This is a genomic window from Kitasatospora brasiliensis (assembly GCF_032654805.1).
GTDB lineage: Bacteria > Actinomycetota > Actinomycetes > Streptomycetales > Streptomycetaceae > Kitasatospora > Kitasatospora brasiliensis.
In genome coordinates, this window is the sequence record NZ_JAUOOW010000001.1 from 11,532 (window position 1) to 38,135 (window position 26,604).

Here is a 26,604-nt window from a genome sequence, read left to right on the forward strand (position 1 = left end):
TGCTCCTCAGGACTCTCGGACGGCGGCGGCCATGGTGTGCAGGGCGGCCGCGTAGGTGTCGATGAACCGTTCGGCGTCGTCGTCGGTGACCAGCGAGCGCTGGTGGTCCACGGCGAGCAGCACCCGCTGCGAGACCGGGTCCTGGATCACCGAGGCGCCGAAGGCGAAGCTGTTGGGCTCGTGGCGCAGGGTCGGCTCGGTGCCGATCCGGCCGTCCACGATGCGGGCCGAGCTGAGCCGGCCGAGGGCGTGGAAGCGCAGGTAGCCGAACTGGCTGTCCAGCGCGGTGTCGGCCATCAGCCGGGCGAGCCGGGCGAAGGGCACCCGGCGGTGCGGCAGCATGTCCAGCTCCTCGCGGTGGACCTCGCGGACCAGGGCGAGCAGGTCGTCGGTGGGCTCGCAGCTCAGCGGGACGGTGTTGAGGAACAGCCCGTACACCTCGGTGCCGCCGAGCCGCTCCAGCCGCCCGTTGACGGCCAGGCCGGTGGTGACGCGCGGGCGCCCGGTCATCGCGGCGAGGGCGCGCAGGTGGGCGGCGAGCGCCACCGACTTGACGGGCACGCCCAGCGCGTCGGCGACCGCCCGCAGCTGTCCGGGTGCCTCGGGCAGCACCCGTTCGACGGTGCGCGGCGCCTCGTGCACCGACTCGCTGCCGGGGAACAGCTGGCCGCTGGCGCCAGAGAGCCGCTCGCGCCAGTAGCCGAGGGAGCGTTCGTCCCCGGCGGCCCGCCGTTCGACGGCCACGAAGTCGCGGAAGGCGGTGCGCGGCGGCGGGGCGGCGGCGCTGTCCGGGTCGGCGGCGAGGGCGGTGTGGCGTTCCAGGATCTCGGTGAGCAGCGAGGTGAAGCTCCAGCCGTCCAGGATCGCGTGGTGCTCGGAGACGGTGAGCTGGAAGGCGTCCTCGGCGAGGCGCTGCACGGTGATCCGGAACAGTGGCGGCGCGGCGAGGTCGAAGGGCGTCCACCGGTGGGTGTCGAACATCTCGCGGACCGCCGCGTCCTGGTCCGGCTCCGCCGCGCCGCGCAGGTCGGCGAACTCGACGGGGGCGGGCAGCCGGGCGTGGACGAGTTGCAGCGGTTCGCCGTAGCCGGACAGGTCCAGGCCGGTGCGCAGCACGGCGTGGCGGTCCATGGCCTCGGCGACGGAGCGGCGGAAGGCCGGTTCGTCGAGGTCGCCGGAGATCCGGTAGGAGTTGACGTTGTGGTAGCTGTCGGTGCCGCCGGCGATCTCCATGTGGAAGACCATGGAGAGCTGCATGGACACCATCGGGTAGGCGTCGGCGAGGCCGGGCGGCAGGTCGGCGCGGTCCTCCGGGGTGAGCAGGGCGAAGGGCTCGTGGGCGTCCGGGCCCTCGGTGACGGGCTCGGCCCGTGCGAGCAGGGCGGCGACGGTGGGGGCGTCGAAGACGTCCCGCAGGCTGACTCCCCAGCCGCGTTCGTGCAGCGCGCCGGCCAGGTGGACGGCCCGGATGGAGTCGCCGCCGAGGTGGAAGAAGTCGTCGTGGACGCCGATGCCGCCGACGCCGAGGACCTCCGTCCAGACGGCGGCGAAGGCCTCCTCCTCCGGGGTGCGCGGCTCGGTGTGGCCGCCGCCGGGCGCGGCGACGCGCACGCCGGGGGCGGGCAGCGCGGCCCGGTCCACCTTGCCGTTGACGGTGAGCGGCAGCGCCTCCAGCAGGGTGTAGCTCGCCGGGACCATGTACGGGGGCAGCGAGCGGCCGAGGAAGGCGCGCACGTCGGCGGGCTCGCGCCCGGTGACGTACGCGGCGAGCCGGTCCTCGTGCACGGTGACCACGCAGGCGTCGACGTCCGGGTGGGCGGCGAGCGCGTTCTCGATCTCGCCGAGTTCGATCCGGAAGCCGCGCAGCTTGACCTGGAAGTCGGCGCGCCCGATGTACTCCAGGGCGCCGTCCGGCAGCCGCCGGGCGAGGTCGCCGGTGCGGTAGAGCCTGGCCCCCGGCGGGCCGTACGGGTCGGCGACGAAGCGGCCCGCGGTGAGGCCGGGGCGGCCCCAGTAGCCGTGGGCGAGGCTGCCGCCGCCGATGTACAGCTCGCCGGCCACGCCGGGCGGGCAGGGTCGCAGCCAGTCGTCCAGCACCTGGGCGCTCAGGTGCGGCATCGGCGCGCCGATCAGGCTGCGGTCGAAGCCGGTGCCGGAGGCCAGGTCGTGGGTGGTGACGTGGACGGTGGTCTCGGTGATGCCGTAGAGGTTGCAGAGCCGGGCCGGGGGCGGCGGGTCGAGTTCGAACCAGCGCTGGACGACGGCCGGGTCCAGCGCCTCCCCGCCGAGCATGATCCACTTCAGTACGGGCAGGGCGCGCGGGCTGCGGCGCAGCACCGGCTCCAGCTGGCGCAGCGCCGAGGGGGTGAGACACAGGTAGGAGACGCGCTCCTGTTCCAGCAGCTGGGCGAACTCCTCCGGCGAGCGGCTGGTCACGTACGGGACGACGACCAGGCGGGCGCCGTGCAGCAGGGCGCCCCACATCTCCCAGACCGTCCAGTCGAAGGCGTAGCTGTGGAAGAGCGTCCAGGTCTCCTGCGGGCCGAAGCCGAAGTGCCGTTCGCCGTCCGCCATCAGCCGGCTGACGTGCTCGTGGGCGACGGCGACGCCCTTGGGGCGGCCGGTGGAGCCGGAGGTGAAGATCAGGTAGGCGATGTCGTCGGGGCGGCCGACGGCCGGCGGGCGGGTGTCCGGGCGGGCCGCCAGATCGGCCGCCTCGGCGGTCAGGTCATAGGCCTGCCACGGCCCTTGGGGCACCAGCTCGGGGCGGTCGGTGACCACCAGGGTGGTGCCGGTGTCGCCGAAGACCAGCGCGGCGCGTTCGGCGGGGGCGGCCAGGTCGACGGGTACGTAGGCGGCGCCGGTCTTGAGCACGCCGAGGACGGTGACCAGGACGTCGGCGGTGCGCTCCAGCAGCATGCCGATCCGGTCGCCGGGGCGGGCGCCTCGGGCGCGCAGCGCGTGGGCGAGGCGGTTGGCGCGGCGGTCCAGTTCGGCGTAGCTCAGGGTGCGGTCGGGGTCGCTGACGGCGGGCCGGTCGGGGTGGGCGTCGACGGCCCGCTCGAACAGCCGGTGCAGGCAGTGGCCGGGGGTGTCGGTGGCCCGGTCGGTCTCGGCGGCCTGGCTGGTCAGCCGCAGCACGGTGGCGTCCGGGTCGTCCAGGGCGGCGGTGAGCAGGATGTCGTACTCGGCGGCCAGCCGGCGGACCGTCCCGGCGTCGAACAGCTCGCTGCGGTACTCGGCCTCGCCGCGCAGCCCGCCGGTGTCTCCCCCGTCGAAGACGGACCAGGTGAGGTCGAACTTGCTGGTGCCGTTGGAGCGCACCCGGCTGTCGGCGGTGGCCGCCGGGCCGAGCGCCAGCGGGGTGCGGTCCTCCTCGTGGGCGCCGAACACCACCTGGACCAGCGGCGGGTGCTGGGCGCTGCGGGCGGCGCCGAGCAGGTCGACGATCTGGTCGAAGGGCAGGTCCAGGTAGCCGTAGGCCTCGAAGGCGACGTCCTGGACGTGCTCCAGCAGGTCCCGGAAGCTCAGCGCCGGGTCGAGTCGCAACCGCAGCGGCAGCAGATTGACGAAGTAGCCGAGCAGGTGCTCCAGTTCGGGGCTGTCGCGGGTGGTGACCGGGGTGCCGACCACCAGGTCGTCGGCGCCCGTCCAGCGGTTCAGCAGCAGGGCGAAGGCGGCCAGTTGGACGGTGAACGGGGTGACGCCCGCCGCCTCGGCCAGGGTGCGGACCCGGGCCGCCGTGCCGGAGGCCAGGGTGAACTCCTCGGTCCGGCCGGCCGCGCCGCGCTCGGCGGGCCGGGGCCGGTCGGTGGGCAGTTCCAGCAGCGCGGGCGCGCCGTCCAACTGCTCCTTCCAGTAGGTCAGATGCTCCTCGTAGGAGGTGTCGAGCCGCTCCCGCGCGTGGTCGGCGCACTGGACGGTCAGCTCCGGCAGTTCGGCCTCCCGGCCGGCCACCGACGCGCCGTAGCACTCGGCGAGTTCACGCTCGAAGACCTCGGCGGACCAGCCGTCCCAGACGATGTGGTGGACGGTGAACAGCACGGTGGTGCGCTCGTCGGCGAGCCGGAAGGCCTCGGCGCGCAGCAGCGGGCCGACGGCCAGGTCGAAGGGCTCGGCGCAGCGGGCGGCGAGCAGCTCCTCCAGGCGCTCGGCCGGCCCGGGGTCCTCGCGCAGGTCGGTCACCGCGAGCGGCACGGTGAGGTCGTGGTGGACGAGTTGGCGGGGGCCGTCGGGGTGCAGCGCGAAGGTGGTGCGCAGCGCCTCGTGCCGGGCGACCACGGCGGCCAGGGCGCCCTGGAGCAGGGCGAGGTCGAGAGGGCCGGTGACGTCGAGGGTCCAGGGGGTGCAGTAGGTGACGGCCCGCGGATCGAGGCGGTCGAGGAACCAGAGGCCGCGTTGCAGCCCCGAGACGGGCGCGATGCGCGCCGGGCGGTCGGACGGGCTCACGGCCTCGTTCCCTTCGGGTGCGGGGCGGCCCGTCATCGGGCGGCCAGCCGTTCGGCGATGGCGCTCACAGTCCTGGCCCGGAACACCAGTTGCGGGGGGACGCGGGTGCCGGTCTCCCGGGACAGCCGCATCGCGACTCGGACGGCGGCCAGCGAGTTGCCGCCGATCCGGAAGAAGTTGTCCTCGCGGCCGACCTCGGCGAGGTCGAGCACCTCGCGCATCGCGTCGGCGACCAGCCGCTCGGCCTCGGTCAGCGGGTCGGGGGCGGCCGCGGCCCGGCGGCCGGCGGGGGCGGGCAGCGCCTTGCGGTCCACCTTGCCGTTGTGGTTGAGCGGCAGGGCGTCCAGCACGTCGAGGGTGGCGGGCACCATGTGCTCGGGCAGCAGGCCGGCCAGGTGGTCGAGCAGCGCGTCCGGCTCGGGGGCCGGGGCGCCGACGGTGACGTAGGCGGCGAGCCGGCGGTCGCCGGGGGCGGGCTCGTGGACGGTGACGGCGGCCTCCCGGACGGCCGGGTGGCGGGTGAGCGCGTCCTCGATCTCGCCGGGCTCGACCCGGAAGCCGCGGATCTTGATCTGGTCGTCGATCCGGCCGGTCACCTCCAGCAGGCCGTCGGCGTTGACGTGGCCGAGGTCGCCGGTGCGGTAGAGGCGCTCGCCGGGGGCGCCGAACGGGGAGGCGACGAAGCGCTGGGCGGTCAGGCCGGGCCGGCCGACGTAGCCGTGGGCGAGGCCGCCGCCGGCGGCGTACAGCTCGCCGGTCACCCCGGGCTCCACCGGGCGCAGCAGCTCGTCCAGGACGTGGACGGCCTTGCCGTTCAGCGCGGCGCCGATCGGCACGGAGCCGCCGGTGGCGTCCTCGGGGGCGACCCGGTGGCAGGTGGTCAGGCCGAGGCTCTCCACCGGGCCGTAGCCGTTGGCGACCGCCAGGCCCGGATAGGAGCCGAGGGCCTTGGCGACGTGGGTGACGGAGGCCCGCTCGCCGGCCGTGATGGCGAGTTTCAGGCCGTCGTAGGTGTCCGGGAACTCCTCCAGCAGGAAGTTGAACAGGCTGGCGGAGAGCTGCAGTTGGGTGACGCCATGGCGTCGGGTCAGCTCGGCGATGGTCTGCGGGTCGGGGCGCTGGCCGGGCTGGAGGACGCAGACTCCGCCGAAGCAGAGCGCGCCGTACAGCTCCAGCGCGAAGGCGTCCCAGGAGACCGGGGAGCATTGCAGCCAGACCTCGTCCGGGCCGAAACGGGCGTAGTCCTGGCCGAGGTAGGTGGTGGTGAGGGCGCGGTGCGGGACGGCGGCGCCCTTGGGGCGGCCGGTGGAGCCGGAGGTGAACATCACGCAGGCGAGGTCGGCGCCGTCGACCGGCAGGCCGAGGTCGTGCGCCGGGTGCCGGGCGAGGTCGGCGGCCGAGGCGTCCAGGTCGACCTGGCGCTCGACGGGGAAGGGAAGGGCGGTGTGCCGGTGGGTGACCACCGTGGCGGCGCCGGTGTCGGCGATCGCGCCGGCCAGTCGCTCGGCCGGGAAGTCCGGGTCGAGCAGGGTGTAGGCGGCGCCGGTCTTCAGGGCCGCCAGCAGGGCGGTGACCATCTCCGGCCCGCGCTCGGCGAACACGGCGAGGGTGTCGCCGCGGCCGATGCCGAGGCCGGCCAGGTGGCGGGCGAGCCGGTTCGCCCCGGCGTTCAACTCGCCGTAGGAGACGGTCCGTTCGCCGGAGATCAGGGCGGTGGCGTGCGGGTCTCGGGCGGCCCGGGCCTCGAACAGGGCGTGCACCGGCACCTCGACGGCGGCGGCCAGGGTGCCCAGCCACTCCTCGCACAGGTTCGCCATGGTGGCGGGGGTGAAGAGGTCGCTGTCGTACTCGAAGCGGCCGGTGAAGCCGGCGCCGAGGTCGTCCACCGAGACGGACAGGTCGAAGCGGGAGACGGGGTTGGAGTGCAGGGCGCGGGTGACCTCGTGTCCGCCGAGGGTGAACGGCCGCGGGTCCAGCGGGTGCAGTTCCAGCAGCACCTGGCAGAGCGGGTTGCGGTCCTCGGGACGCTCGTCGAGCACGGCGTTCGCGATGTCGTCGAAGGGCACCTCCTGGTGCCGGTAGGCGCCGATCGACACCTCGCGCACGTGCCGGACCAGCTCGCGGAACGAGGCGCCCTCCGCCAGGTGCAGCCGCAGCGGCAGCAGGTTGATGAAGTAGCCGATCAGGCCGTCGAGTTCGGTGCGGCCGCGGACGTTCACCGGCGAGCCGAGCACCAGGTCGCGCCGCCCGGAGCGGCGGTGCAGGGTGAGCGCCAGCCCGGCCAGCAGCACCATGAACGGGGTGGCGTCCTCGCTGCGGGCGAGCGCCCGGACGGCCTCGGCCACCGGGCCGGGCATGGCGAAGCGGTGGAAGGCGCCGCGGAAGGCCTGCTCCTCGGGGCGGGGGCGGTCCGGGGCCAGCGCCGGATCGGTCGGTGCGTCGATCAACTGTTCGCGCCAGTAGTCGAGTTGGCGCTCGGTGGTGTCGTCCTGGTACTGCCAGGCGGCGTAGTCGCCGTACTGGACGGCGAGTTCGGGCAGCTCGGCTTCCCGGCCCTCGGCCAACGCCTCGTACAGCTCCTGGAGTTCGGCCTCCAGCACCGGCAGCGAGCCCTCGTCCCAGACGATGTGGTGGAACAGCAGCAGCAGGGTGGTCGCCCCGTCGGCGCGGAAGACCCGGGCCCGTACCAGCGGTCCGGCCGCCAGGTCGAAGGGCTCCAGCGCGGCCTCGGCGACCAGCTCCTCCACCCGGTCGGCGGTGGTCTCGGTGAGGGTGAACGGCAGCTCCACGGCGGGGTGGACGACCTGGCGCGGGCCGTCCTCGGCGAGCTCGAAGGTGGTGCGCAGGCTCTCGTGCCGCTGGACCACGGCGGCCAGCGCCCGGCGCAGCAGGTCCGGGTCCACCGGACCGGCGAAGCGGAACACCCAGGGCACCACATAGGTCGGCGCGTCCGGGTTCCACTGGTCGAGGAACCACAGGCCGCGCTGGAACGTGGACAGCGGGGCCTCGCTCGTGCCCCTCCTGGTCAGCTCCGGGCGCTCGCCGCCGGCCGCGGAGGTCACCGCGGCGGCGAACTCGGCCAGCGTCGGGGCGTCGAAGATGGTGTACGGCGACACCATGCCGAAGACGTCGAAGACCCGGCCCACCACCCGTACGGCGGTCAGTGAATCGCCGCCCAGGTGGAAGAAGTTGTCGTCGGCGCCGACCTCCGGCACCCCGAGCACGTCCGCCCACACCGCCGCGATCAGCTGCTCGGCGGGGGTGCGCGGCGGGCGGGCCACCGGCTTGTCCTTCGCCGCGGCCCGGGGCTCGGGCAGCGCCGCGCGGTCCACCTTGCCGCCGGCCGTCAGCGGGAAGGCCTCCAGCGCGGTGAGCGTCGCCGGGACGAGCTGCTCGGGCAGCCGCTCGGCCAGCCAGGCCCTCGCCTCGGCGTACCGGGGCGCCACGCCGGTGACGTACGCGGCCAGCCGGCCCTCGTGCGCCACCGCGACACAGCCGGTGACGCCCGGGTACCCGGCCAGTACCTGCTCCAGCTCGCCGGGCTCGACCCGGAAGCCGCGGATCTTCACCTGGTGGTCGGTGCGGCCGAGGAACTCCAGCGGGCCGTCCTCGGCGGTGCGGCGCACCAGGTCGCCGGTGCGGTACATCCTGGCGGCGCCCCGCTCCTGCTCCGCCGCGAAGGGGTCCGCGACGAAGCGGCCGGCGGTCAGGCCCGGCCGGCCGAGGTAGCCGGAAGCCAACAGCAGCCCGCCGACGTACAGTTCGCCGGCCTCGCCCGGCGGCACCGGGCGCAGCCGCTCGTCCAGCACGTGGAGCCGCCGCCCGCCGACCGCGCTGCCGATCGGCACCCGGGCGGCCCGCACGGGATCGCCGTCGAGCCGGTGGGTGGTGGCGGTGACCACCGTCTCGGTCGGGCCGTACGCGTTCAGCAGCGGCACCCCGGTCGCCGACCACCAGGCGGCGGCGGTCGCGGGCTCCAGCTTGTCGCTGCCCGAGATCATCAGCCGCAGGCCGCGCGGCACCCGGCCGCCGAGGGCCGCCACCACGTCGTGGAAGTAGCCGGCGGCCAGGTTGGCGACGGTGACGCCCTCGGCGTCCAGCAGGTCCAGCAGGGCGGCCGGGGCGAGCAGCCCCTGCTCGGGCAGAACCAGGCAGGCGCCGACGGACAGCACGCCGAGCACCTGCTCCACGGCCACGTCCACGGTCGGGCGGTGGAATTGCAGCATCACGTCCCGCTCGGTCAGCCCGAAGGTCTCGACCACGGCCGCCAGGTGGCCGGCCAGGACGGTGAACGGCACGTGCACGCCCTTGGGGCGGCCGGTGGTGCCGGAGGTGTAGATGACATAGCCGGGGTCCGCGGCTTCGCCGATTTCACCGAGCTCGGTGAGTTCGTCGCCGTCGAGGGCCAGGCAGGCCCCCGCGTCCTCGGCGATCCAGCGGTTGCGCTCCTCGGGCGCCTCCCGGTCCAGCGGCAGGTACGTCGCCCCGGCCCGCAGCACGGCCAGCAGTGCCACCACGTGGTCCAGCCGGTCGCGGCCGGTGACGGCGACCGTCCGCCCGGGGCCGATCCGGGCGGCGAGGTCGGCGGTCAGGCCGTCCAGCTCCCGGTAGCTGACGGTCCGCCCGCCGGTCCGGACGGCCGGCCGCTCCGGGAAGCGGCGGACGGCGGCGGCGAACGGCGCGAATGCGGGCACCGTGAATCCAGGTTCCGTCAGTGCGACGGGAATACCGCGTGAGGACATCATCCAGCCCCAGATCGTGAGAGGAAATCGGCAACGAGAATTGACGATAGGGAGAATCCGAGGGCCCCATCGGCAGAATGGGCGGAAGGAGATCGGCAGTTTCCTGATGCCGCCTTCCGGGCAGGCCAGGGCTACTGGTCGGAAATCGTTCCGGAATTGCCGGGAGACCAGACGTCCTCCCGGTCCAGAGCTCCAGGAGCGTATTTCCCGAGTGCGCTGATCAGCAGCCGGAGTTCCAGTGCCAGGCAATCCGCGAAACGTCGCAGCCCGGATTCCGGGTCCTCCGCGACGGCGAGCAGCGCCGCCCGTCCGAGGCCCACCGCGCGGGCCCCCAGCGCCAGGCTCTTGACCGCCCGGGCGCCTTCCCACATCCGCCCGGAGACCAGCAGGCAGGGCGGCGGCGCGGCCGTCAGTCGGCGCAGGCACTCCGCGAGCGGCAGGCCGACGTGCGGCAGGAACACCCCGGGCGCCCAGCCGGTGCCGCCCTCGGCGCCGTCCACCACCACGGCGTCCGCACCGGCCTCGTGCGCCACCCGGGCGGCCTCGGCCACGTCCCGGCCGGGGTAGAGCTTCACCCAGATCCGCACCCGGGGGTAGTTGTTGCGCATCAGCCGGATCTGCTGGCGCAGGATCTCCGCGGTGAAGGTGCCCGGGGTGGCGGCGCGCAGCACCCGCCCGTCGCCGAACAGCGGGTCCAGCCCGAAGCGGTCGCCGAGCGCGGCGGCGGCCTCCCGGTCCAGGACGGTCATCCCGCCCAAGCCCGGCTTGGCGCCCTGGCCGACCTTCAACTCGAAGGCCAGTCGCCCGGATTCGAGCAGCGGCAGGGCGGCCGGGTCACTGTGGACGAGGTTCCAGACCTCGGCATCGGCGTCCTCGGTGCTCTGCTGGACGGCCACCCCGCCCAGCCCGTCCGGGAGTTGCCCGGTGTAGGCGCGCAACCGGCCGAGCAGCGTACGGTCCGCCGCCTCGCCGAGCCGGCCGTAGCCGTTGACCGGCACCACGTTCTCGCCGATCACCATCGGGATCCCGAGCGCCCCGGCCTGCCGGCTCAGGGCCAGCCCGAGGTCTCCGCCGGCGGCCCGGGTGGAGCCGGTCGCGGACACGTACACCGGCAGGGACGAGGTGAAACCGCCGATGACGGTGGCGAGTTCGACGTCCCGGTAGTCGGGCTCGCGACCGAGGTCGATCAGCTTGGCGAGCCGCTGCGGCAGGAACAGCGGCGGGACGATCCGCAGTGCGTCCAGGGCGTCCCATGGCGACGCCTCCTCGGGCCGGCCGGCGCCGAACAGCACGTGCCCGTACTCCTCGGCGGGCGGGAACGCGGCGGCCGCCCCGGCCCGGGCGCGGCGGCGGACCTCCTCCTCCGGAAATCCCGGCGCACTCACGTCACTCACGGGGACACCACCCCCGCGATCTTCGGGAAGGCGCTGGCCTGCCAGACGGCATCCAGCCCGGCGACGTACCGGGTGAGCCGCTCGACGCCGATGCCGAAGCCGGCGCTGGCCGGCACGCCCTCGCGCACCAGGTCCAGGTACCAGCGGTACTTCTGCGGGTTCTCGCCGGTCTCCCGCATCCGGGTGATGATCTCCGCGTAGTCGTTGGTGCGCTGGCTGCCGCTGCACAGCTCGCCGTAGCCCTCGGGCGCCAGCAGGTCGAAGTTCCGCAGCAGGCCCGGGTCGTCCGGGTGCTCACGGTCGTAGAAGCCGCGCGAGCCCTTCGGGTAGTCGGTGACGAAGAACGGCCGGTCGCGCCGGGCCGACAGCAACGCCTCGCCCTCCCAGTCGAGTTCGGCCTCGGCGCGCTGCGGGTGGCCGATGCCGCGCAGCTCGGCGACCGCCTCCGCGTGCCGGACGCGACCGAAGGCGCCCTTCAGGAGTTCGGTGAACGCCTGCGGGTCCCGGCCGAGTTCGGCGAACTCCTTGGGCAGTTCGCGCACCGCGCTGTCGACCATGTGCACCACCAGGTCCTCGGCGAGCTGCACGGCCTCGTCCCGGCTCGCGCCGGCCGCCTCCACGTCCAGCTGGTGGAACTCGGCCAGGTGCCGGCTCGTCCCGGCGGTCTCCAGCGGCTCCAGGCGGACGTTCGGGGCGATGCAGAAGATCTTGTCGAAGGCGAGCAGCGAGGCCTGCTTGTAGAGGATCGCGCTGGTCATCAGCTTGTAGCGGTGGCCGTAGTAGTCGATGTCCACCTGCTTGGAGCCGCGCGCGCCGGGATCGGTGACCGGGCCGATGATCGGCGGCAGCAGCTCGGTGAAGCCCCGGCCGCGCAGGAACTCCCGGGCAGCGGTGAGTAGTTGCTGCTGGATTCGAAGGGCGCTGCGGGTGGCGGGCGCGGTCAGGTGCTGGCCCGGATCGGTCTGGTGCCGGGGGGCGGCCGGGGACAGGAGGGTGGCGTCGGGCATGGTCGGAGTCCTCTTCTCTCGGGGGTCCGTGGTGGTTCGGTGTGACGCGTCAGCGCGCTACGGGCAGGCCACGGGCGGCGAACGCGGGTACGCGGTCGGCGGCCCGGCCGTCGTGGCGCCGCCGGACGCGGGAGAGGGCGGCCGGCGGACCGGTCACAGCAGGACCTTGGCGCGCAGCCCGCCGACGAACGCGTGGAACCCGGCCGTCGAGGCGCCGTCCTCGAAAACGGCGTCGAACCCGGCGGCCAGCAGCGCCCGTTCGCGGTCCGGGTCCTCGGCGCCGGCGATGCCGAGCTTGCCGCCGATGACGGTCGGGGTGCGGCGCAGTTCCGGGCAGGCGCGCAGCGCCGGGATCACCCGCAGGCCGTCCTGATGGCCGTGCCCGTTGACGCTGCTGATCACGATCAGGTCCGGCTCGATCCGGCGGCATTCGGCGAGCAGCAGCGCGTCCGGGACACAGGCGCCCAGATTGGTCACCCGGTGCCCCATCTCCTCCAGCAGGAATTGCAGGAACGTCAGGTTCCAGGTGTGCGAGTCGGAGGACATCGTGGTGACGACGACGTCCAGCCCGCCCCGCTCGGCATTTCCGTGCTCCACAACTCGGCCCTCATCGGTAGAGATCGTCGATGGCACTTCGGGGCACGTTCCGCGACGGCTTCACCCCACGGAGAACGCTAGGAACGATCGGACCCGGCAAGCGGCAGCTCCTGCGGCAAGAAGCGGCAGAATCGGCGGGTCGGCGGGATCGGCTCGGCGGGTCGACTCGGCGGATCGGCTCGGCGCGTCGACTCGGCGGATCGGCTCGGCGCGTCGACTCAGCCCGCGACGGCCAGCAGCGGGGCGTCCCCGGCCGGTGCGAACCGCAGCCCCGACTCCTCCCGGACGAGGCGCCGGCACAGGTTGAGCACGGTGAAGCGCAGGCCGTCGCGGGCGGGCACGCTGCGGATCAGTCCGCGCGACAGCAGCTCGTACACCGTCTCCAGGCAGGCCTGCGGCGCCCAGCCGCTGCGGACCACCGCGTCCTCCCCGGACCAGTCCCCCGGCTCGTCCACCAGTACGTCCAGCAAGGAGCGCTGACGATCCGTCAGATTGCGGATCGCAGGCTCCACCTCGTCCCGCACGTCACCCCGCGCGCCGAACACCACCGGCGGCGCCGCCAGGGTGAGCGGGACGGCCGCCAGCCGGGCCACCAGCTGGGCGGTGGACTGCACCAGCGCCCACCCCGCCGCGCGCTCCAACGCGCCCGGCAGGCCGTCCAGGTGGCGGCAGAGCTCCGCGACGGCGGGTGCCTCGGAGCGCTCCAGGGTGTAGCCGGGGCGCAGCCGGGACAGGTGCGAGAGCAGCAGCCGCACGGCCCCGACCTGCGCCAGCGCCTCCGGTTCGGCGTCGAGCTCGGGAGCCGGTACGGGCAGCGGCGCGAGCGGGATGACCTGGCCGCCGGGCAGCGGCCGGGCCTCCCGGGCGGTGATCAGTACCCGCAGCCCGGGGCAGTGGCGGAACAGCCCGTCCAGCTGCCCGGCGTCCACTCCGCCGTCGGCGCCGTCCAGCACCAGCAGGGCGGGCCGGTCGCCGATCTCCCGGACGAGGTCCTCCACCGGGCCGCGCCAGGGCAGCGACCCCCCAGGCATCCCAGGCATCCCAGGCCCGCCGGAGCCGCCGCCGCAGGCCACCCAGCGCACCGACCAGCGGGCGGCCAGGTGCAGCCGGCGCGCCACCTCAAGGGCAAGTCGCGACTTGCCTACCCCGCCGAGCCCCACCAGCGAGACCAGCCGGTCCCCGTGCACGGCGAAGGCGTCGGCCAGCACCTCGGCCTCCATCTCCCGGCCGACGATCGCCCCGCGCGCGACCGGCGGGGCGGCCGGCTCGGCCACCGGCTCGTCCCCGAGCGGGTGGCGCCGGGCGGCCTCCTCGAAGTCCGTCCGGCTGCGGCCCTCCAGTCGCAGCGCGTCGGCCAGCAGCCGGACGGTCTCGTTGCGGGGCCGGCGCACCCGGCCGCTCTCCATGTCCCGGATCGCCCGCACGCTCAGCGTCGCGTGATCGGCCAGGCACTGCTGGGTCAGCCCGATCCGCTCGCGCCGCACCCGCAGCAGCTCGCCGAACCCCGCCGCCGTCCTCACCGCTTGCACCGACTGCCCGACGTCCATGCCTCGTCTGCCCTTCGTGGTCCGGACTCCTCCTGGGACGGCTCCGGCGGCGGCCTCAGCGCCGGGCACCCGCGCGGCCCGTGGTCCGACCGCGCGGTCCCCGGTGATCAGGCTGTGGCCACCAGACCGGCTCCCTCCGGTTCCCGATGCTCCTGGCTCGCCGTCTACGCCCGATCAACGGCCGATCACCGACCCCACCCATGACCTTCACCCGGGCCTCACAGCACCGTCACCGGCCCGGATGCAGGAGTGCGAGGCGGATCGCCGCCGGGGCTGGAACACGCCCGCGGCTCCCGGATCGGTCGTTTCCGATCCGGGAGCCGCGGGTTCGGCTCTCCGTCCGCCTCGTCGTGGTCCGGTTCCCCCGTCGGGGTGGTTCCCCCGTCGGAGTGACGATCCGCGCCGATCAGGTCCGGTCGGGCCCCGTTCCGGTCCCGGTCCCAGTCCCGGTTCCGCCCCCGGTTCCCGTGGTCCCGTCCTGATCGGTCGGGCCCAGCCGCGAAAGCGGCGCGGTCGTGACGCGCCCGACACACAGCGCCCAGATGACCAGGGCGTCGAGCGCGATCAGGACGAGAGCCCAGAGCGGGTAGTAGGGCAGCCAGACGAAGTTGGCGAGCATCCCGAACGCCGCCACCACCACACCGACGATGCGGGCCCAGGCCGCGCCGCTGAAGACGGCCACCCCAGTCACGATGATCACGACCCCGAGAATGAGGTGGAGCCAGCCCCACCCCTCGGTGTTCATCGAGTACACGTAGCTACGGGTGACGATGAGCACGCGGTCCCTGTGGATCGCGGCGGCCCCCTGGAAGACCGCCATGAGGCCGGCGGAGATCAGCATGACCCCGGCGAAGATGGTCCACCCACTCGCGTAGGGGTACCGCTGGGGCCCCAGGGTGGTGGGGCCGGTAGCACTACTCGCCATGACACGGGCTCCTTCGATTGCGCCCGCCCCGCGGACGCGGGGGGACGGGGAGGGGCGAGCAAACCGGGCGGAGGTGCTCCGGGGGGGGAGACCCCGTGACGGCAGAGCCCCGTAATCACGGTAAGACCGGACCTCCGGCTCCGCTTGACCTTGACACCGTGACAAGCCCTTCGCTGTGGCCCAGGAGGTGGTCCTGATGATCAGGCCGAACGAAGGCACGGACATGGGCACGGACACGGGCACGCACGCGGGCACGGACACCCACATCGCTCGGGCACTGCGCGCGCTGGAGCACCACGACCCTTCGGTCCGTCTGCGGGCCACCCTGGCGGTCGGCACCAGCCCGGCCCCGGGGTTCGTCGGCAAGCTGGTCGAGCGGTGCGCGATCGAGCCGGACTTCTCCGTACGCGAGATGCTCACCTGGGCGCTCACCCGCCACGCGGCCTCGGTGACGGTCCCGCTGCTGCTCGGGGAGGCCGGTTCTCCCCGCGCGCAGGCCCGCAGCCAGGCGCTGCACACACTGTCCAAGATCGGGGACCGGCGGGCCTGGCCGGTGTTCACGCCCGCGCTGCTGGCCGACGCCGACGACGAGGTGGCCCGCACCGCCTGGCGGGCGGCCGTCGCGCTGGTGCCCGAGGGTGCCGAGCCCGGGTTGGCCGTAATGTTGGCCGCCCAGCTCGGACGCGGCGAACGGGAGACGCAGCTGAGCCTCAGCCGGGCGCTGATCGCGCTCGGGGAGGCGGCGCTGCCGACGCTGACCGCCGCGACGACGGACCTCGACCCCCGGGTGCGCAGCCACGCGCTCGCCACCGAGCGGCTGTGGCACGACCCGGACGCCGGATTCGAGTCCGCGATCGAGGAGGCGAAGCGCGCGGCGGCCCTGGCGGGGGCCCCGGGAGGGACGGTAGGCAGTGTTGATCGGTGACGTCGCCCGGCGGTCGGGGGTCAGCGCCCGCATGCTCCGGCACTACGAGTCGCTCGGCCTGGTCCGGCCGACGGGCCGCACCGACTCCGGCTACCGCCAGTACGCGGAGGAGGACATCCGGCGGATCTTCCACGTCGAGAGCCTGCGCTCCCTGGGGCTGTCGCTGCGCGACGTCGGCCGCGCGCTCGACGACCCCGGCTTCGCGCCCGCCGCGCTCGTCGACGGCCTCGTCCGCCGGACCAGGGAGCGCATCGCGGCGGAGACGGAACTGCTCACCCGGCTCAGCCGGATCGGCGCCGCCGAGCCCGCCGGCTGGGAGGAGGTGCTGCGGATCGTCGCGCTGCTCCAGGCGCTGGAGTCGAAGAGCCCGGGGGCGCGGCAGCGCGCGGCCCTGTCCGCGGGCGAGGACGCGCAGGTCCCGGTGGAGGCCCTGGTCGAGGCCGTGCTGGGCGAGCCGGACCCGAATGTCGCCGGCGCCCTGCGCTGGGCGCTGGCCCAGGCGGGCGGGGAGGGGCCGGCGCTGCTGGCGAAGGGCCTGCACGCGCCCACGGCCGAGGTACGCGAGCGCGCCGTGCGGTCACTCGCCGAGCTGCCGGGCGGCGAGGCCACCGCCCTGCTGCGGGAGGCCCTCACCAACCCCGACCCGATGGTCCGTCGGCAGGCGGCCCTGGAGCTCGGGACGCGTGGTGTGGCGGACGCGGTCCCGACCCTCATCGAGATGGTCGTCGAGGACGGGTCGGCGAAGGGCAAGGACTCCGAGGCGGCCGACGCGTTGAGCGTCCTGGCGGCCGATCCCGCGCTCGCGGAGCGGATCGCCTCCGGCCTCGCCGACTGCCTCGCCCACGAGACCGCCGGGCCGTCCGCCCGCCGCCGGCTGACCCAGGCGCTCGCCGACATCCCGGGCGCCACCGCGTCCCGCGCCCTCGAAGCACTGGCCCGGGACGAGGACCGTGCGGTCGCGCTGACGGCCACGTACATTCTCAAGCTACGCACCGCGCGGTAGCGGTCCGGCGGTTCGGGGGGTGGGGACGGCGTGACGGGGAGCGGGCAGTTCCGCCGGCAGCGCAGGCTCGCGCTCTCGGTGGCCATCGACACCGTCGGCGCGGGGGTCTTCCTGCCGCTGTCGCTGCTGTACTTCGTCACCGTCCGGCACTTCTCGGCGGCCGCCGCGGGCACCGCCGTGACGGTCGGCTCCCTCGCCTCCTTCGCCGTCGTACCGCTCTGCGGGCGCGCCGTCCAGGCCCTCGGGCCCAAGTCCTGCCTGCTGGTCAGCAACCTGCTGACCGCGGGCGGCTACGGCCTGTTCTTCGTGGCGGGGCACCCGGCCGCGGTGACGGCGGCGACGTTCGTCGTGACGGCCTCCGACCGCCTCTACGGGGCCGCCTGGCCCACGTTGGTCGCCCGGCTGGCGAAGCCGGAGGAGCTGACCCGGTGGTTCTCCGCCGTCACGGTCCTCAAGACCACCTGCCTCGGCTTCGGCACCCTGGCGGCCACCGCGCTCCTGGCCCTCGCCGGCGGACGCGGCCTGGAGGTCGCGCTCGCCCTCAACAGCGCCAGCTCCCTGCTCGCCGCCGCCCTGCTGCTGGGGGTCCCGGTGCCCGCCGCCGAGCCGCCCGCGAACACCGCGGCGAGGTCGAACACCCGGGCGGCACTGCGCGATCGGCCGTTCCTCTCCCTGGTCGCCTCCCAGACCCTGCTGTCCGCGGCCTGGCTGATCCCGACCGTCGCCTTCCCCCTCTACCTGGTGGAGACCCTCCACCAGCCCGCCTACTGGCCCACCGTCGTGGTCGCCGTCCGCTACGCCACCGCCACCGGCCTACAGATGCGCGTCACCCGTGGGCTCTCCGGCTGGAGCCGCTCCCGGGTCCTGCGCCTGGCGATCGCCGCGGCCGGCGCCGCCATCGCCCTGACCGCGACCATCTCCACCGCCCCGCCCGCCTTCCAGGGCCCCCTCGCCGTCCTCGTCGCGGCCACCCTGGCCCTCGCCGAACTCGCCTCCAAGCCCACCGCCGCCGCGGCAGCGGTCTCGCTGGCCCCCAAGGGCGACGAGGGGCCGTACATGTCCCTGTTCCAACTGACCTGGACGGTCTCCTACGCCGTCGGGCCGGCCGTCATCGGCGTGGGCCTGGACAACCCCCCGCTCCTGTGGGCCGCCCTCGCCGGCTGCGTCGCGGCCAGCGCCCTGGCCCACCGCCTCAGGGCCCCGCTACGACGGAGCCCGCCGGACCGGCTCCCCGCCGAAGCGCCCGACCTGCGCAAGCGCGTCGAGGCCCCTGACCTGAGCCCCTGACGATCAGTCAACGACTGTGCACCATAGGCGATGTGCCCGCAACCGGTCATTGATGCTCCACCGTCATGATGATTGGCCTTGGGGGAATCCGGTGCAGCCGTCGCCATGGAGTGATCATGCGCATCACGCTCGACAGGGAACACGAAGGAAGGTCCAGGACTCGGACGGTCCGAGGGGTCAGAGCAGCGGCCATGGCCGCCGTCGGGGTGGCGGCGGTGTTCGGCGCCGGGCCCTCCGCCGCCGCCCCCGTCTCGCGCACCCTGCACTACACCTGCTCGTCCTCGGTGATCGCCGTCACGGCGGACATCACGATCGACGCGGACGCCCCGACCTCGCTGGAGGTGGGCCGGCCCAGTCCACGGTTCACCGTCCGGGGGACGGCGAGGGTGGACGAGAGCTTCGCGCGGTACGCGGGCATCATCGGCGCCACGAAGGTGGACGGATCGGTGGTCGCACGCGGCACCATGGCGGCACCCCAGGGCGACATTCCGCAGGACGTGCCCCTGTCCATCGCCACGACCGCGATCCCGGCGTCCGGCTCGTTCACGCTCACGGCGACCGGCACGGCGCCCTCCGTGACGCTCGGCCGGCCCGGTCCGGCGAAGATCACCATCCAGGGCTTCACCGTTCAGGTCACCCCGAGGACCGCGAGCGGCGAACCGACCTTCATCGGTACCATCGCGGGCGCCTGCTCGCTGAACCCCGGGCAGGACAACGTCCTCCAGTCCCTCACCGTGACGGCTCCCCCCGCCCCCTCCCCGCCCGCCCCCGGGCCGGCGGACACCGGGCACCCCGCCCCGCCGACCACGAAGCCCTCGGGCACCAAGTCCGCTTCCCGGCCCGGCGGATCGGGCGCGACCGGCGGCGGACCAGGTACGACCGGCGGTTCGGGAACCCAGGACGCGAGCGGCGGACCGGGCCCCTCCACCGCATCCGGAGCGGCGGTCCCGTCGGACGGCCCGGGCGAGCCGAGCCCGTCGGGATCGGCCACCCCCACCCCGACACCGTCGACTCCCGACGCCACGAACACGCCGACCGCCTCACCGCTGTCCAAGCCGAGCGACGGCGCCCCGATCGGCACCGCCTCCGTCGAACTCCCGGCCGAGCACCGGCACTTCCCGTACCCGTACCTGATCGCCGCCGCCGCCCTGGCCGCCACGGGCGCCGCCGGGCTCTTCGCCTGGATCAGGAAGCGCCGCCGCGGGCCGGCCGCCCCGACCCACGGCCACGTCGGCGAGGTCGTGGCCGCCGAGAACACCGGACCGGACGCGAAGCGGCAGGAGGACCGGTGACCGGCCGTCAGTGCCGGATCGGCGGCTGCGCGGCCGGCCCGTAGGCGCGCAGCTGGTACGGGAGGTGTGCGGGTCGCCGCCAGCGGAGTTCGAGGCCACAGGCCCCGAGGACGGAACCGAAGGCGTGGCGCATCGCGTCCTGGACGGCGGTGCGCAGCCGCGCGGCCCGATCGTCGCCCTCGGCGGCGGCGGACAGCCGCCGGGAGGGGTTCCAGCGCAGGTCGGCGACGCCGGTGGTGTCGTCCCCGTCGTCGACGGGGCGGCACACGTCGAGGGTGATGCCGGGCGCGTGCAGGTGGTCGGCGACCGGCAGGCCGGCGAGCGCGGCGGCGCGGCCGACCGCTTCGACGACCTCGGCCCCGATGCCGAGGTCCTGCGGGCGCGGCCCGACCCCGGACGGGGCCGAAGCGCGGACGTCGACGTGCCCGGCATCCGCGGCCTGGCCGACCCGGGTCTCGCCCTCCGGCCGCCCCAGGGTGACCTCCAGGCCGAAGGCCGGCAGGAACTCCGCCAGCGCGTTCTGCATGCCGCTGATCACCACGTCCCGGGCGGCGGAGGCCGGTTGCTGCGCCATCGCCGCGGCGGCCAACAGGCGCGGCCCGGGTTCCCAGTGCAGGGCGATCAGGCCGGCGCAGTGGTCGGAGTCGCCGTACGGTTGGGCCGGGCGCAGGTGGACGCCCGGTCCGTGGCCGCCGTAGCCGACGGGCAGGCCGGCGAGGAGGAGTGCCTCGGTGATGCGGTCCGCGAGCAGCGGTGACCGCGGTGGTGCGAGCCGTGCGGCAGCCGTGTCCACGCCGTCCTCCTACCGGTTCCGGGCGGCGCCCGACGACCACCGTCGGCGCCCGAGCGTACGGCGTACCCGGTTGTCCCGTCGGCGAACCCCCGAACGACCGAACCCCCGAACGACCGAACGACCGCGGCGCGCCCCCCCCCCCGGGGGGGGCGCGCCGGCGGTTGCCGTCCGGTCAGTTCCAGGGGTTGGCCGGCGAGTCGTTGATGGCCGTCCAGAACCGGGTGTTGCTGGGGATGTTGCCGTAGGCCCAGAAGGTCCAGCCGCCGGTCTGCGACAGGTCCGGCCCGTAGTGGCCGTCGTGGAACTCGGCCTCGCGCCAGTTGGCGCCGTAGGCGGCCTGGCAGACGCTGTCCGCCGCGGCCCGGCTGTTGAGGCGGGCGCCCTGGACCGGCTGGCTGAGGGCGACGGTGCCCATCGCCCAGCCGTTGTAGAAGCCGAGGCTGATCCCGGACGGGGCCGGGCTGCCGTCGACGTTGAGGCAGAGCACGGGCAGCGAGACGGACGGCGCGGTGTCGCCCTGGTAGGCGTTGCTCGGGCTGCCGCCGGGGCCGCCGACCTGGACGGTGCCCTGCGGGCCGTAGGAGAGGGCGGCCCAGGTCATGCCCAGGTGGGTGGCCGGCCCGGTGGCCGCGGAGGCCGGGGCGGCGGTGAGCGGGATCAGGGCGGCAGCGGCGACGGCGGTCGCGGCGGCGACGGCCTTCTTCAGACGGTTCATCAACTGCTCCTGGTTCGGGGAGTTTCACCGGGTGACCGGCCCGTTTCGGCCGGTGCCCGACAAAGCTCTCAATCGCACGCACACAACTGGCATGATCTGGTCATCGATTCATCACAGCTCACGCTCATCCACCCACAGCGGCGGCCCCGCCCGGCCCCGCCGGCCCCAGGGAGGAACGCTTGGAGTTCAGGATCCTCGGCTCGCTGGAGGTGTGGACCGGCGACGGGAGGCGGGTCCCCTCCGAGGGCTCCCGGCAGGAGCGGCTGCTCGCCGCCCTGCTGCTCAACGCGGACAGCTCCGTCCCGGTCGCCCGCCTGGTGGACGCCGTCTGGGACGAGCGACCGCCGGCCACCGCCACCCGGCAGGTCCGCAACCTCGCCGGGGTGCTGCGGCGGCGCTTCGCCGAGGCCGACCCGCAGGCGCCGCCCGTCCTGCTGACCGACGGCCGCGGCTACCGCATCACCCTCACCGGCCACCACCTGGACGCCCGCGCCTTCACCGACCGGCTGGCCGCCGCCCGCCGGGAGGCCGCCGCGGGAGGGATCGCGGCGGCGGTCGACGGGCTCCGCGCGGCGCTCGCGCTGTGGCGCGGCCCCGCGCTGGACGGGCTCGCCGTGGACGCGGACGCCCCGGGCGCGGTGGCCCTGGACGAACTGCGGCTGACCGCCTGGGAGGAGTGCCTCGATCTGGAACTCGCCCTCGGCCGGCATCGCGCGGCCGTCCCCGAACTGACCGCGCTGGTCGCGGACCATCCACTGCGGGAACGTTTCACCGGACAGCTGATGCGGGCCCTGCACGGCTCCGGACGCACCCCCGAGGGCCTCGCCGCCTACCGCCGGATCGCGGACCGGCTGGCCGACGGCCTCGGGCTCGACCCCGGGCCGGAACTGCGGGCGCTGCACCTGGACCTGCTGGCCACCGAACCGCTGCGCGTCGAGCCCATGCGCGTCGAGCCCGTACGCGCGGAGGCGGCCCGCCCCGAGCAGGCGCCCGCCCCGGCCGAGCCACCTCCACCCGCCCAACTCCCGCCCGCCCTGGCCACCTTCGTCGGCCGCGACACCGAGCTGAGCGCCCTGGACGCGCTGCTCACCGCCCCCGCGCGGCAGAAGGCCACCGTGTGCACCGTCTCCGGCCTCGCCGGGGTCGGCAAGACCACCCTGGCCGTCGACTGGGCCCACAAGGTCCGGGACCGCTTCCCGGACGGCCAGCTCTACGCCGACCTGCACGGCTACTCCGTCGACGCGCCGCTCGCCCCGCACACCGTCCTGGCCCGCTTCCTGCGCGCCCTGGGCGTGCCCGGCGACCGGATCCCCACCACGCCGGACGAGGCGGCCGCGCTCTACCGCTCCCTGCTGGCGGGCCGCCGGCTGCTCGTGGTGCTCGACAACGCCCGCGACGCCGAACAGGTCCGACCGCTGCTGCCGGGCGCCCCGGACTGCCGCACGGTGGTCACCAGCCGCACCCGGCTCGACGGCCTGACCGTCCGCAACGGCGCCCGCCCCCTGGTGCTCGACGTCCTGCCCGCCCACCAGGCCCTCGATCTGCTGGCCCGGCTGCTCGGCGAGCACCGCACCAGCGCCGAGCCGCGCGCCGCCGCCGAACTGGCCGCCTCCTGCGGCCGGCTGCCCCTCGCCCTGGCCATCACCGCGAGCCGCCTCGCCGCCTGCCCGGACCGCAGCCTCACCGACCACTCCGCCGAACTCCTGGACGTGGAGCACCGGTTGAGCGCCCTCCAGATCGAGGGCGACGCCACCTCGGCGGTCCGCGCCGCCTTCGACCTCTCCTACCGCTCGCTGCCCGCCGAGGCCCGGGCCCTGCTGCGGCTGCTCACCCTGCTCCCGGCCGTCGGCATCGGCTCGGAGGCCGCCGCCGCCCTGGCCGGCGCCCCGCCCGCCGCCGTCCGGCCGGTCCTCGACCGGCTGGCCACCGCCCACCTGCTCGCCGTCGACGAGCACGACCGCTACCGGCTCAACGACCTGCTGCACCTGTACGCCGCCGAGCGCTACTCCGTCGAGACCGGCACCGCCGAGCGCCGCGCCGCCCTGGCCCGCCTCGGCTCCTGGTACCTCCACCGCGGCGGCTCCCCCGTCTTCCGCCCCGCCGCGCCCATCCGACCGGCCCCCGCCGCGACGACCGGCTCGCGGCCCAGGCACCCGCGACCGGCCGAACGCGCCTGGCGCAGAGGCGGGAACATCTACGATGCCGGTACGGGCCACCGTGCCCGCCCATACCCTCCGCACCTTCGGACAGAAAGCGAGCCACAGAGTGGGTAGCAGTGTCGAGACGCTGGAATTCCAGGCCGAGACCCGCCAGTTGCTCCGGTTGGTGATCCACTCGATCTACTCGAACAAGGACATCTTCCTGCGCGAGCTGATCTCCAACGCCTCCGACGCACTGGACAAGCTCCGGCTGGAGTCGCTGACCGACTCCGACCTCCAGGCCGACACCTCGGATCCGCACATCGCGCTGGAGGTCGACCGGGACGCCCGCACCTTGACCGTCCGCGACAACGGCATCGGCATGAGCCGGGACGAGATCGTGGAGCTGATCGGCACGATCGCCAAGTCCGGCACCGCGGGCCTGCTGGAGAAGCTCAAGGACGCCCAGGACGCCGCGGCGGCGCAGAGCCTGATCGGGCAGTTCGGCGTCGGCTTCTACTCGGCGTTCATGGTCGCCGACAAGGTCACCCTGCGCACCCGGCGGGCCGGCACCGACGCCGGCACCCAGTGGGAGTCCGACGGCGAGGGCACCTACGAGCTCCAGGCCGTCGACGGGCTTCCGGTGGGAACGTCCGTCACCCTGCACATCAAGCCCGCCGACACCGAGGACGGCCTGGCCGACTACCTCGCCGAGTCGAAGATCCGCCAGATCGTCAAGCAGTACTCGGACTTCATCCGCTGGCCGATCCGGATGGCCACCGAGCGCACCGACGCCGAGGGCGCCACCACTCGCGAGACCGACACCCTCAACTCGATGAAGGCGCTCTGGGCCCGGCCGCGCAACGAGATCACCGAGGACGAGTACACCGAGTTCTACCGGCAGATCAGCCACGACTGGCAGCCCCCGGCCAAGACCGTCCACATGCGCGCCGAGGGCACCTTCGAGTACGAGGCGCTGCTGTTCATCCCCTCGCAGGCGCCGTTCGACCTGTTCTCCCGGGAGGCCAAGCGCGGCGTGCAGCTGTACGTCAAGCGGGTCTTCATCATGGACGACTGCGAAGCGCTGATGCCCAACTACCTGCGCTTCGTCAAGGGCGTGGTGGACACCCACGACCTGTCGCTGAACATCTCCCGCGAGATCCTCCAGCACGACCGGCAGATCCGCGCGGTGCGCCGGCGCCTGGTCAAGAAGGTCCTCGGCGCGGTCAAGGAGGTGCGCACCGGCGACGCCGAGGCCTACGCCACGTTCTGGTCGCAGTTCGGCAGCGTGCTGAAGGAGGGTCTGCTGGAGGACACCGACAACACCGAGGCCCTGCTGGACCTGGTGTCGGCGGCCTCCACCCACGACCCGGACAAGACCACCACGCTGCGCGAGTACGTCGAGCGGATGAAGGACGGCCAGGAGGCGATCTACTACCTGACCGGCGAGACCCGCGCCACGGTCGAGAACTCCCCGCACCTGGAGGCCTTCCGCGCCAAGGGGTACGAGGTGCTGATCCTCACCGACCCGGTCGACGAGGTCTGGGTCGAGCAGGTCCCGGCCTTCGACGGCCACCGCTTCCAGTCCATCGCCAAGGGCCAGGTCGACCTCGACGAGCCGGCCGACGGGGGCGAGGAGGCGGACGCCGAGAAGAGCAGGCGCGAGCAGGACTTCGCCGCCCTGCTGGCCTGGCTGACCACCTCGCTGGCCGGGCAGGTGAAGCAGGTCCGGCTGTCCTCGCGGCTGACGACCTCGGCGGCGTGCCTCGTCGGCGACGCCCACGACATGACCCCGACCCTGGAGAAGATGTACCGGGCGATGGGGCAGCAGGTGCCCCCGGTCAAGCGGATCCTGGAGCTCAACCCGGCCCACCCGCTGGTGGCCGCGCTGCGCACCGCGCACGAGGCCGACGCCACCGATCCGGCGCTGGCGGAGATCGCCGAGCTGGTCCACGGCAGCGCGCTGCTCGCCGAGGGCGGCGAGCTGCCCGACCCGGCCCGCTTCACCCGGCTGCTCACCGACCGGCTGACCCGGGCGCTCTGAACGGAACCGGTGGCGCCGTCCCATCGGGGGCGGCGCCACCGGCGCGTCCACAGGGCTTGGTCCGGCAGAGCCTAGTCCAGCTGGGACAGCGCGTTGGTGACCAGCTTGGTGGCGAAGTCGTTGCCCTGGCCGGAGATCCGGTTGATGTACTCCGCGAGCAGCACGGCGGTGGCCTCCAGCGGGTTCATCTCCTCCCTCGTCCAGGAGCCGTACTGGGCGCGCCACAGGTTGGGGCTCAGCCCGGTGCCGGCGGCGACGAGCAGTCCGGCCATGGTGGGGATGACCTCGGGATCGAAGGTCCTCGGCATCATCCGCATGGTGCCCACCAGGCTGGGGATGGCGTGCTCGATCACGTCCTCGTCCTGGTGCTCGAAGGCCTGGCGCAGCCAGTTCATGAACACGTAGACGAGGGTGCAGGCGCCCTCGATCAGCGCCTCGGCCTGGTCGGGGCTGTAGGACGCGGTGATCTGGTCGACCAACTTCCGGTGTTCGGGGTCCGCCCCGGACTTGCCGTCGTAGACGGCCTTGAGCCGGGAGTCGATCACCATGAGCGCGGCGCTCACATCGCCGACGGGAGCGTTACTGGGGTCGCAGGACGGCACGGGACTCCTCCTCGAACGGCCACGGCCCGGGCGGCCGGTCCGTTCGTAGGCTAGGCGACCGCTCGGACGGGGTCCGGCGCGTCCGACCGGCGCGGCCCCGCGCGGCTGCCGCCCGGGGCGGGCCGGGGCGGCACCGTGGCGGTGGAGCTGGGGATGTCGCCCGGCCCTGTCACCCGACAGCAACTCCTCACACGTCAGGGAGAGGAGCATGCCGCCGGATTGACGCCGCCCCGCGGAGGCCGTCCGACACGCCGGTCGCGTGCCGGACGGCCCGCCCGTCAGGCGGACGGCACGGCGCCCTTGGCGTCGCGGCGGCGCAGGTAGACGGTGGCGAGGAGGCCGGCGACCACCGCGCCACCGCCCACCCCCGCGACGGACGGGTTGATCATCGGGACGGAGGCCGCGGGCTCGGCCCCGCCGCACGAGGCGTGGCCGATGACCAGGTTGGCGCCGTTCAGCGACGGCAGCAGGGTGATGTGGACGGCGTTGACGGTCAGCACGCCGTTCGCGTCGGTGGTCTGCTCGTTGAGGACGATCGAGCCGACGAGCGGGATGCTGACCTTGGTGTTGGCGGGGGCGTTGGCCTGGAGGTTGGTCGGGATCCCGGCGACGCTGACCGACCCTCCGGCGATCAGGCCGCTGCCGGTGGCCCCGGTCGGGGTGGCGTTGCAGGTCGAGTTGACGCCGGTCAGCGAGACCGAGGCGACACCGAGGTTGAGCCCGATCTTGTCGACCGTCGCGGAGGCCGACGAGGTACCGGCCGCCGGGTCCCCGGCGGTGGTCGCGGTGAGCGTGGAGTTGGTGGCGACCGGCCCGATGGTGAGGCCGACCAGGGTCCGGGTGCCGCCGGCCGGGTAGGTCGACTCGGGCGACGGCGCCACCGCGACCATCCCACCCAGCGCCTCGGTGGACACCACGTAGGCGTCGGCCGCGGGGGCGGGCAGGGCGGCGAACGCCGGGGTCGCCACGGAGAGGGCGCCGAGGGCGAGCGCGGTTCCGGCGAGGACACGGTTGCGGGTACGAGTTCTCACGGGTTGGCCTTTCGGAAGGGGCGCACGGCGGAGCGGTGTGTCCGCGGTGCGGGGGGCAGGAAGGGTGGGTGGTGCGTCGACTCCGCCGGCCGGTCGCGGCGTGGGGATCGGCC

The 26,604-nt window shown here is 74.4% G+C and carries 17 protein-coding genes; 6 read left to right on the forward strand and 11 right to left on the reverse strand.

The features are described from left to right. Positions 1 to 6 precede the first annotated feature (6 nt). The 7 genes from QWJ13_RS00035 to QWJ13_RS34295 form a co-directional block, all read right to left on the reverse strand. Positions 7 to 4,485 carry an amino acid adenylation domain-containing protein gene (locus tag QWJ13_RS00035; RefSeq protein WP_432277394.1) on the reverse strand — a complete coding sequence of 1,493 codons (4,479 nt, stop codon included), beginning with the start codon at positions 4,483 to 4,485 and terminating at the stop codon, positions 7 to 9. Further along, positions 4,482 to 9,143 carry a non-ribosomal peptide synthetase gene (locus tag QWJ13_RS00040; protein WP_316519647.1) on the reverse strand — a complete coding sequence of 1,554 codons (4,662 nt, stop codon included), beginning with the start codon at positions 9,141 to 9,143 and terminating at the stop codon, positions 4,482 to 4,484. Before QWJ13_RS00040 ends, QWJ13_RS00035 begins: the two co-directional genes overlap by 4 nt. A gap of 179 nt (positions 9,144 to 9,322) precedes the next feature. After that, entirely contained in the window at positions 9,323 to 10,585 is a 1,263-nt protein-coding gene (locus tag QWJ13_RS00045; protein WP_316519648.1) for a glutamate synthase-related protein, read from the reverse strand. Continuing rightward, complete coding sequence (locus QWJ13_RS00050) at positions 10,582 to 11,592, reverse strand: asparagine synthetase A (protein ID WP_316519649.1); 1,011 nt, start codon at positions 11,590 to 11,592, stop codon at positions 10,582 to 10,584. The genes QWJ13_RS00045 and QWJ13_RS00050 overlap by 4 nt, the downstream gene beginning before the upstream one ends. Before the next feature lie 153 nt (positions 11,593 to 11,745). After that, complete coding sequence (locus tag QWJ13_RS00055; protein ID WP_432277440.1) at positions 11,746 to 12,138, reverse strand: cobalamin B12-binding domain-containing protein; 393 nt, start codon at positions 12,136 to 12,138, stop codon at positions 11,746 to 11,748. A gap of 269 nt (positions 12,139 to 12,407) precedes the next feature. Beyond that, positions 12,408 to 13,736: a helix-turn-helix domain-containing protein gene (locus QWJ13_RS00060; RefSeq protein ID WP_316519652.1), complete on the reverse strand. Its 1,329-nt coding sequence runs from the start codon at positions 13,734 to 13,736 to the stop codon at positions 12,408 to 12,410. A 406-nt stretch (positions 13,737 to 14,142) separates the two neighbouring features. Beyond that, positions 14,143 to 14,928, reverse strand: a complete 786-nt coding sequence (locus tag QWJ13_RS34295) for a DUF7144 family membrane protein (protein ID WP_432277395.1) — start codon at positions 14,926 to 14,928, stop codon at positions 14,143 to 14,145. Between QWJ13_RS34295 and QWJ13_RS00070 the strand changes: the two genes are divergently transcribed. The 4 genes from QWJ13_RS00070 to QWJ13_RS00085 all read left to right on the forward strand — a co-directional run bounded on the left by QWJ13_RS00070 (position 14,858) and on the right by QWJ13_RS00085 (position 19,168). Next, on the forward strand, positions 14,858 to 15,586 hold the full coding sequence (locus tag QWJ13_RS00070) for a HEAT repeat domain-containing protein (protein ID WP_432277396.1): 729 nt from the start codon (positions 14,858 to 14,860) through the stop codon (positions 15,584 to 15,586). The two genes, QWJ13_RS34295 and QWJ13_RS00070, sit on opposite strands and share 71 nt — an antisense overlap. Beyond that, positions 15,573 to 16,589, forward strand: a complete 1,017-nt coding sequence (locus QWJ13_RS00075; RefSeq protein ID WP_316519656.1) for a HEAT repeat domain-containing protein — start codon at positions 15,573 to 15,575, stop codon at positions 16,587 to 16,589. Before QWJ13_RS00070 ends, QWJ13_RS00075 begins: the two co-directional genes overlap by 14 nt. A 30-nt stretch (positions 16,590 to 16,619) precedes the next feature. Next, positions 16,620 to 17,876, forward strand: a complete 1,257-nt coding sequence (locus tag QWJ13_RS00080; RefSeq protein WP_316519658.1) for an MFS transporter — start codon at positions 16,620 to 16,622, stop codon at positions 17,874 to 17,876. A gap of 191 nt (positions 17,877 to 18,067) precedes the next feature. Further along, positions 18,068 to 19,168: a DUF6801 domain-containing protein gene (locus QWJ13_RS00085; RefSeq protein ID WP_316519660.1), complete on the forward strand. Its 1,101-nt coding sequence runs from the start codon at positions 18,068 to 18,070 to the stop codon at positions 19,166 to 19,168. A 7-nt stretch (positions 19,169 to 19,175) separates the two neighbouring features. On the opposite strand, the gene QWJ13_RS00090 is transcribed toward QWJ13_RS00085, so the two are convergent. Both QWJ13_RS00090 and QWJ13_RS00095 read right to left on the reverse strand, forming a co-directional pair. Beyond that, positions 19,176 to 19,961 (reverse strand): hypothetical protein, encoded by a 786-nt coding sequence (locus QWJ13_RS00090; protein ID WP_316519663.1) that lies wholly within the window; start codon positions 19,959 to 19,961, stop codon positions 19,176 to 19,178. 172 nt (positions 19,962 to 20,133) lie between these two features. Further along, positions 20,134 to 20,676 (reverse strand): hypothetical protein, encoded by a 543-nt coding sequence (locus QWJ13_RS00095; RefSeq protein ID WP_316519665.1) that lies wholly within the window; start codon positions 20,674 to 20,676, stop codon positions 20,134 to 20,136. Positions 20,677 to 20,855: 179 nt separating this feature from the next. Here QWJ13_RS00095 and QWJ13_RS00100 point away from each other — a divergent pair, with 179 nt between their 5' ends. Together QWJ13_RS00100 and htpG are read left to right on the forward strand one after the other, a co-directional pair. Then, the gene (locus tag QWJ13_RS00100) at positions 20,856 to 22,949 is read left to right on the forward strand and encodes an AfsR/SARP family transcriptional regulator (protein WP_316519667.1); all 2,094 of its coding nucleotides are present in this window, start codon (positions 20,856 to 20,858) and stop codon (positions 22,947 to 22,949) included. Further along, positions 22,942 to 24,858 carry a molecular chaperone HtpG gene (gene htpG / locus QWJ13_RS00105; protein WP_316519669.1) on the forward strand — a complete coding sequence of 639 codons (1,917 nt, stop codon included), beginning with the start codon at positions 22,942 to 22,944 and terminating at the stop codon, positions 24,856 to 24,858. Before QWJ13_RS00100 ends, htpG begins: the two co-directional genes overlap by 8 nt. A gap of 71 nt (positions 24,859 to 24,929) precedes the next feature. Here the strand turns inward: htpG and QWJ13_RS00110 are convergent, their stop codons facing one another. Both QWJ13_RS00110 and QWJ13_RS00115 read right to left on the reverse strand, forming a co-directional pair. Continuing rightward, entirely contained in the window at positions 24,930 to 25,406 is a 477-nt protein-coding gene (locus QWJ13_RS00110; protein WP_316521562.1) for a glutathione S-transferase family protein, read from the reverse strand. Between the two features lie 332 nt (positions 25,407 to 25,738). After that, complete coding sequence (locus tag QWJ13_RS00115) at positions 25,739 to 26,491, reverse strand: choice-of-anchor P family protein (RefSeq protein WP_316519670.1); 753 nt, start codon at positions 26,489 to 26,491, stop codon at positions 25,739 to 25,741. Positions 26,492 to 26,604 lie beyond the last annotated feature (113 nt).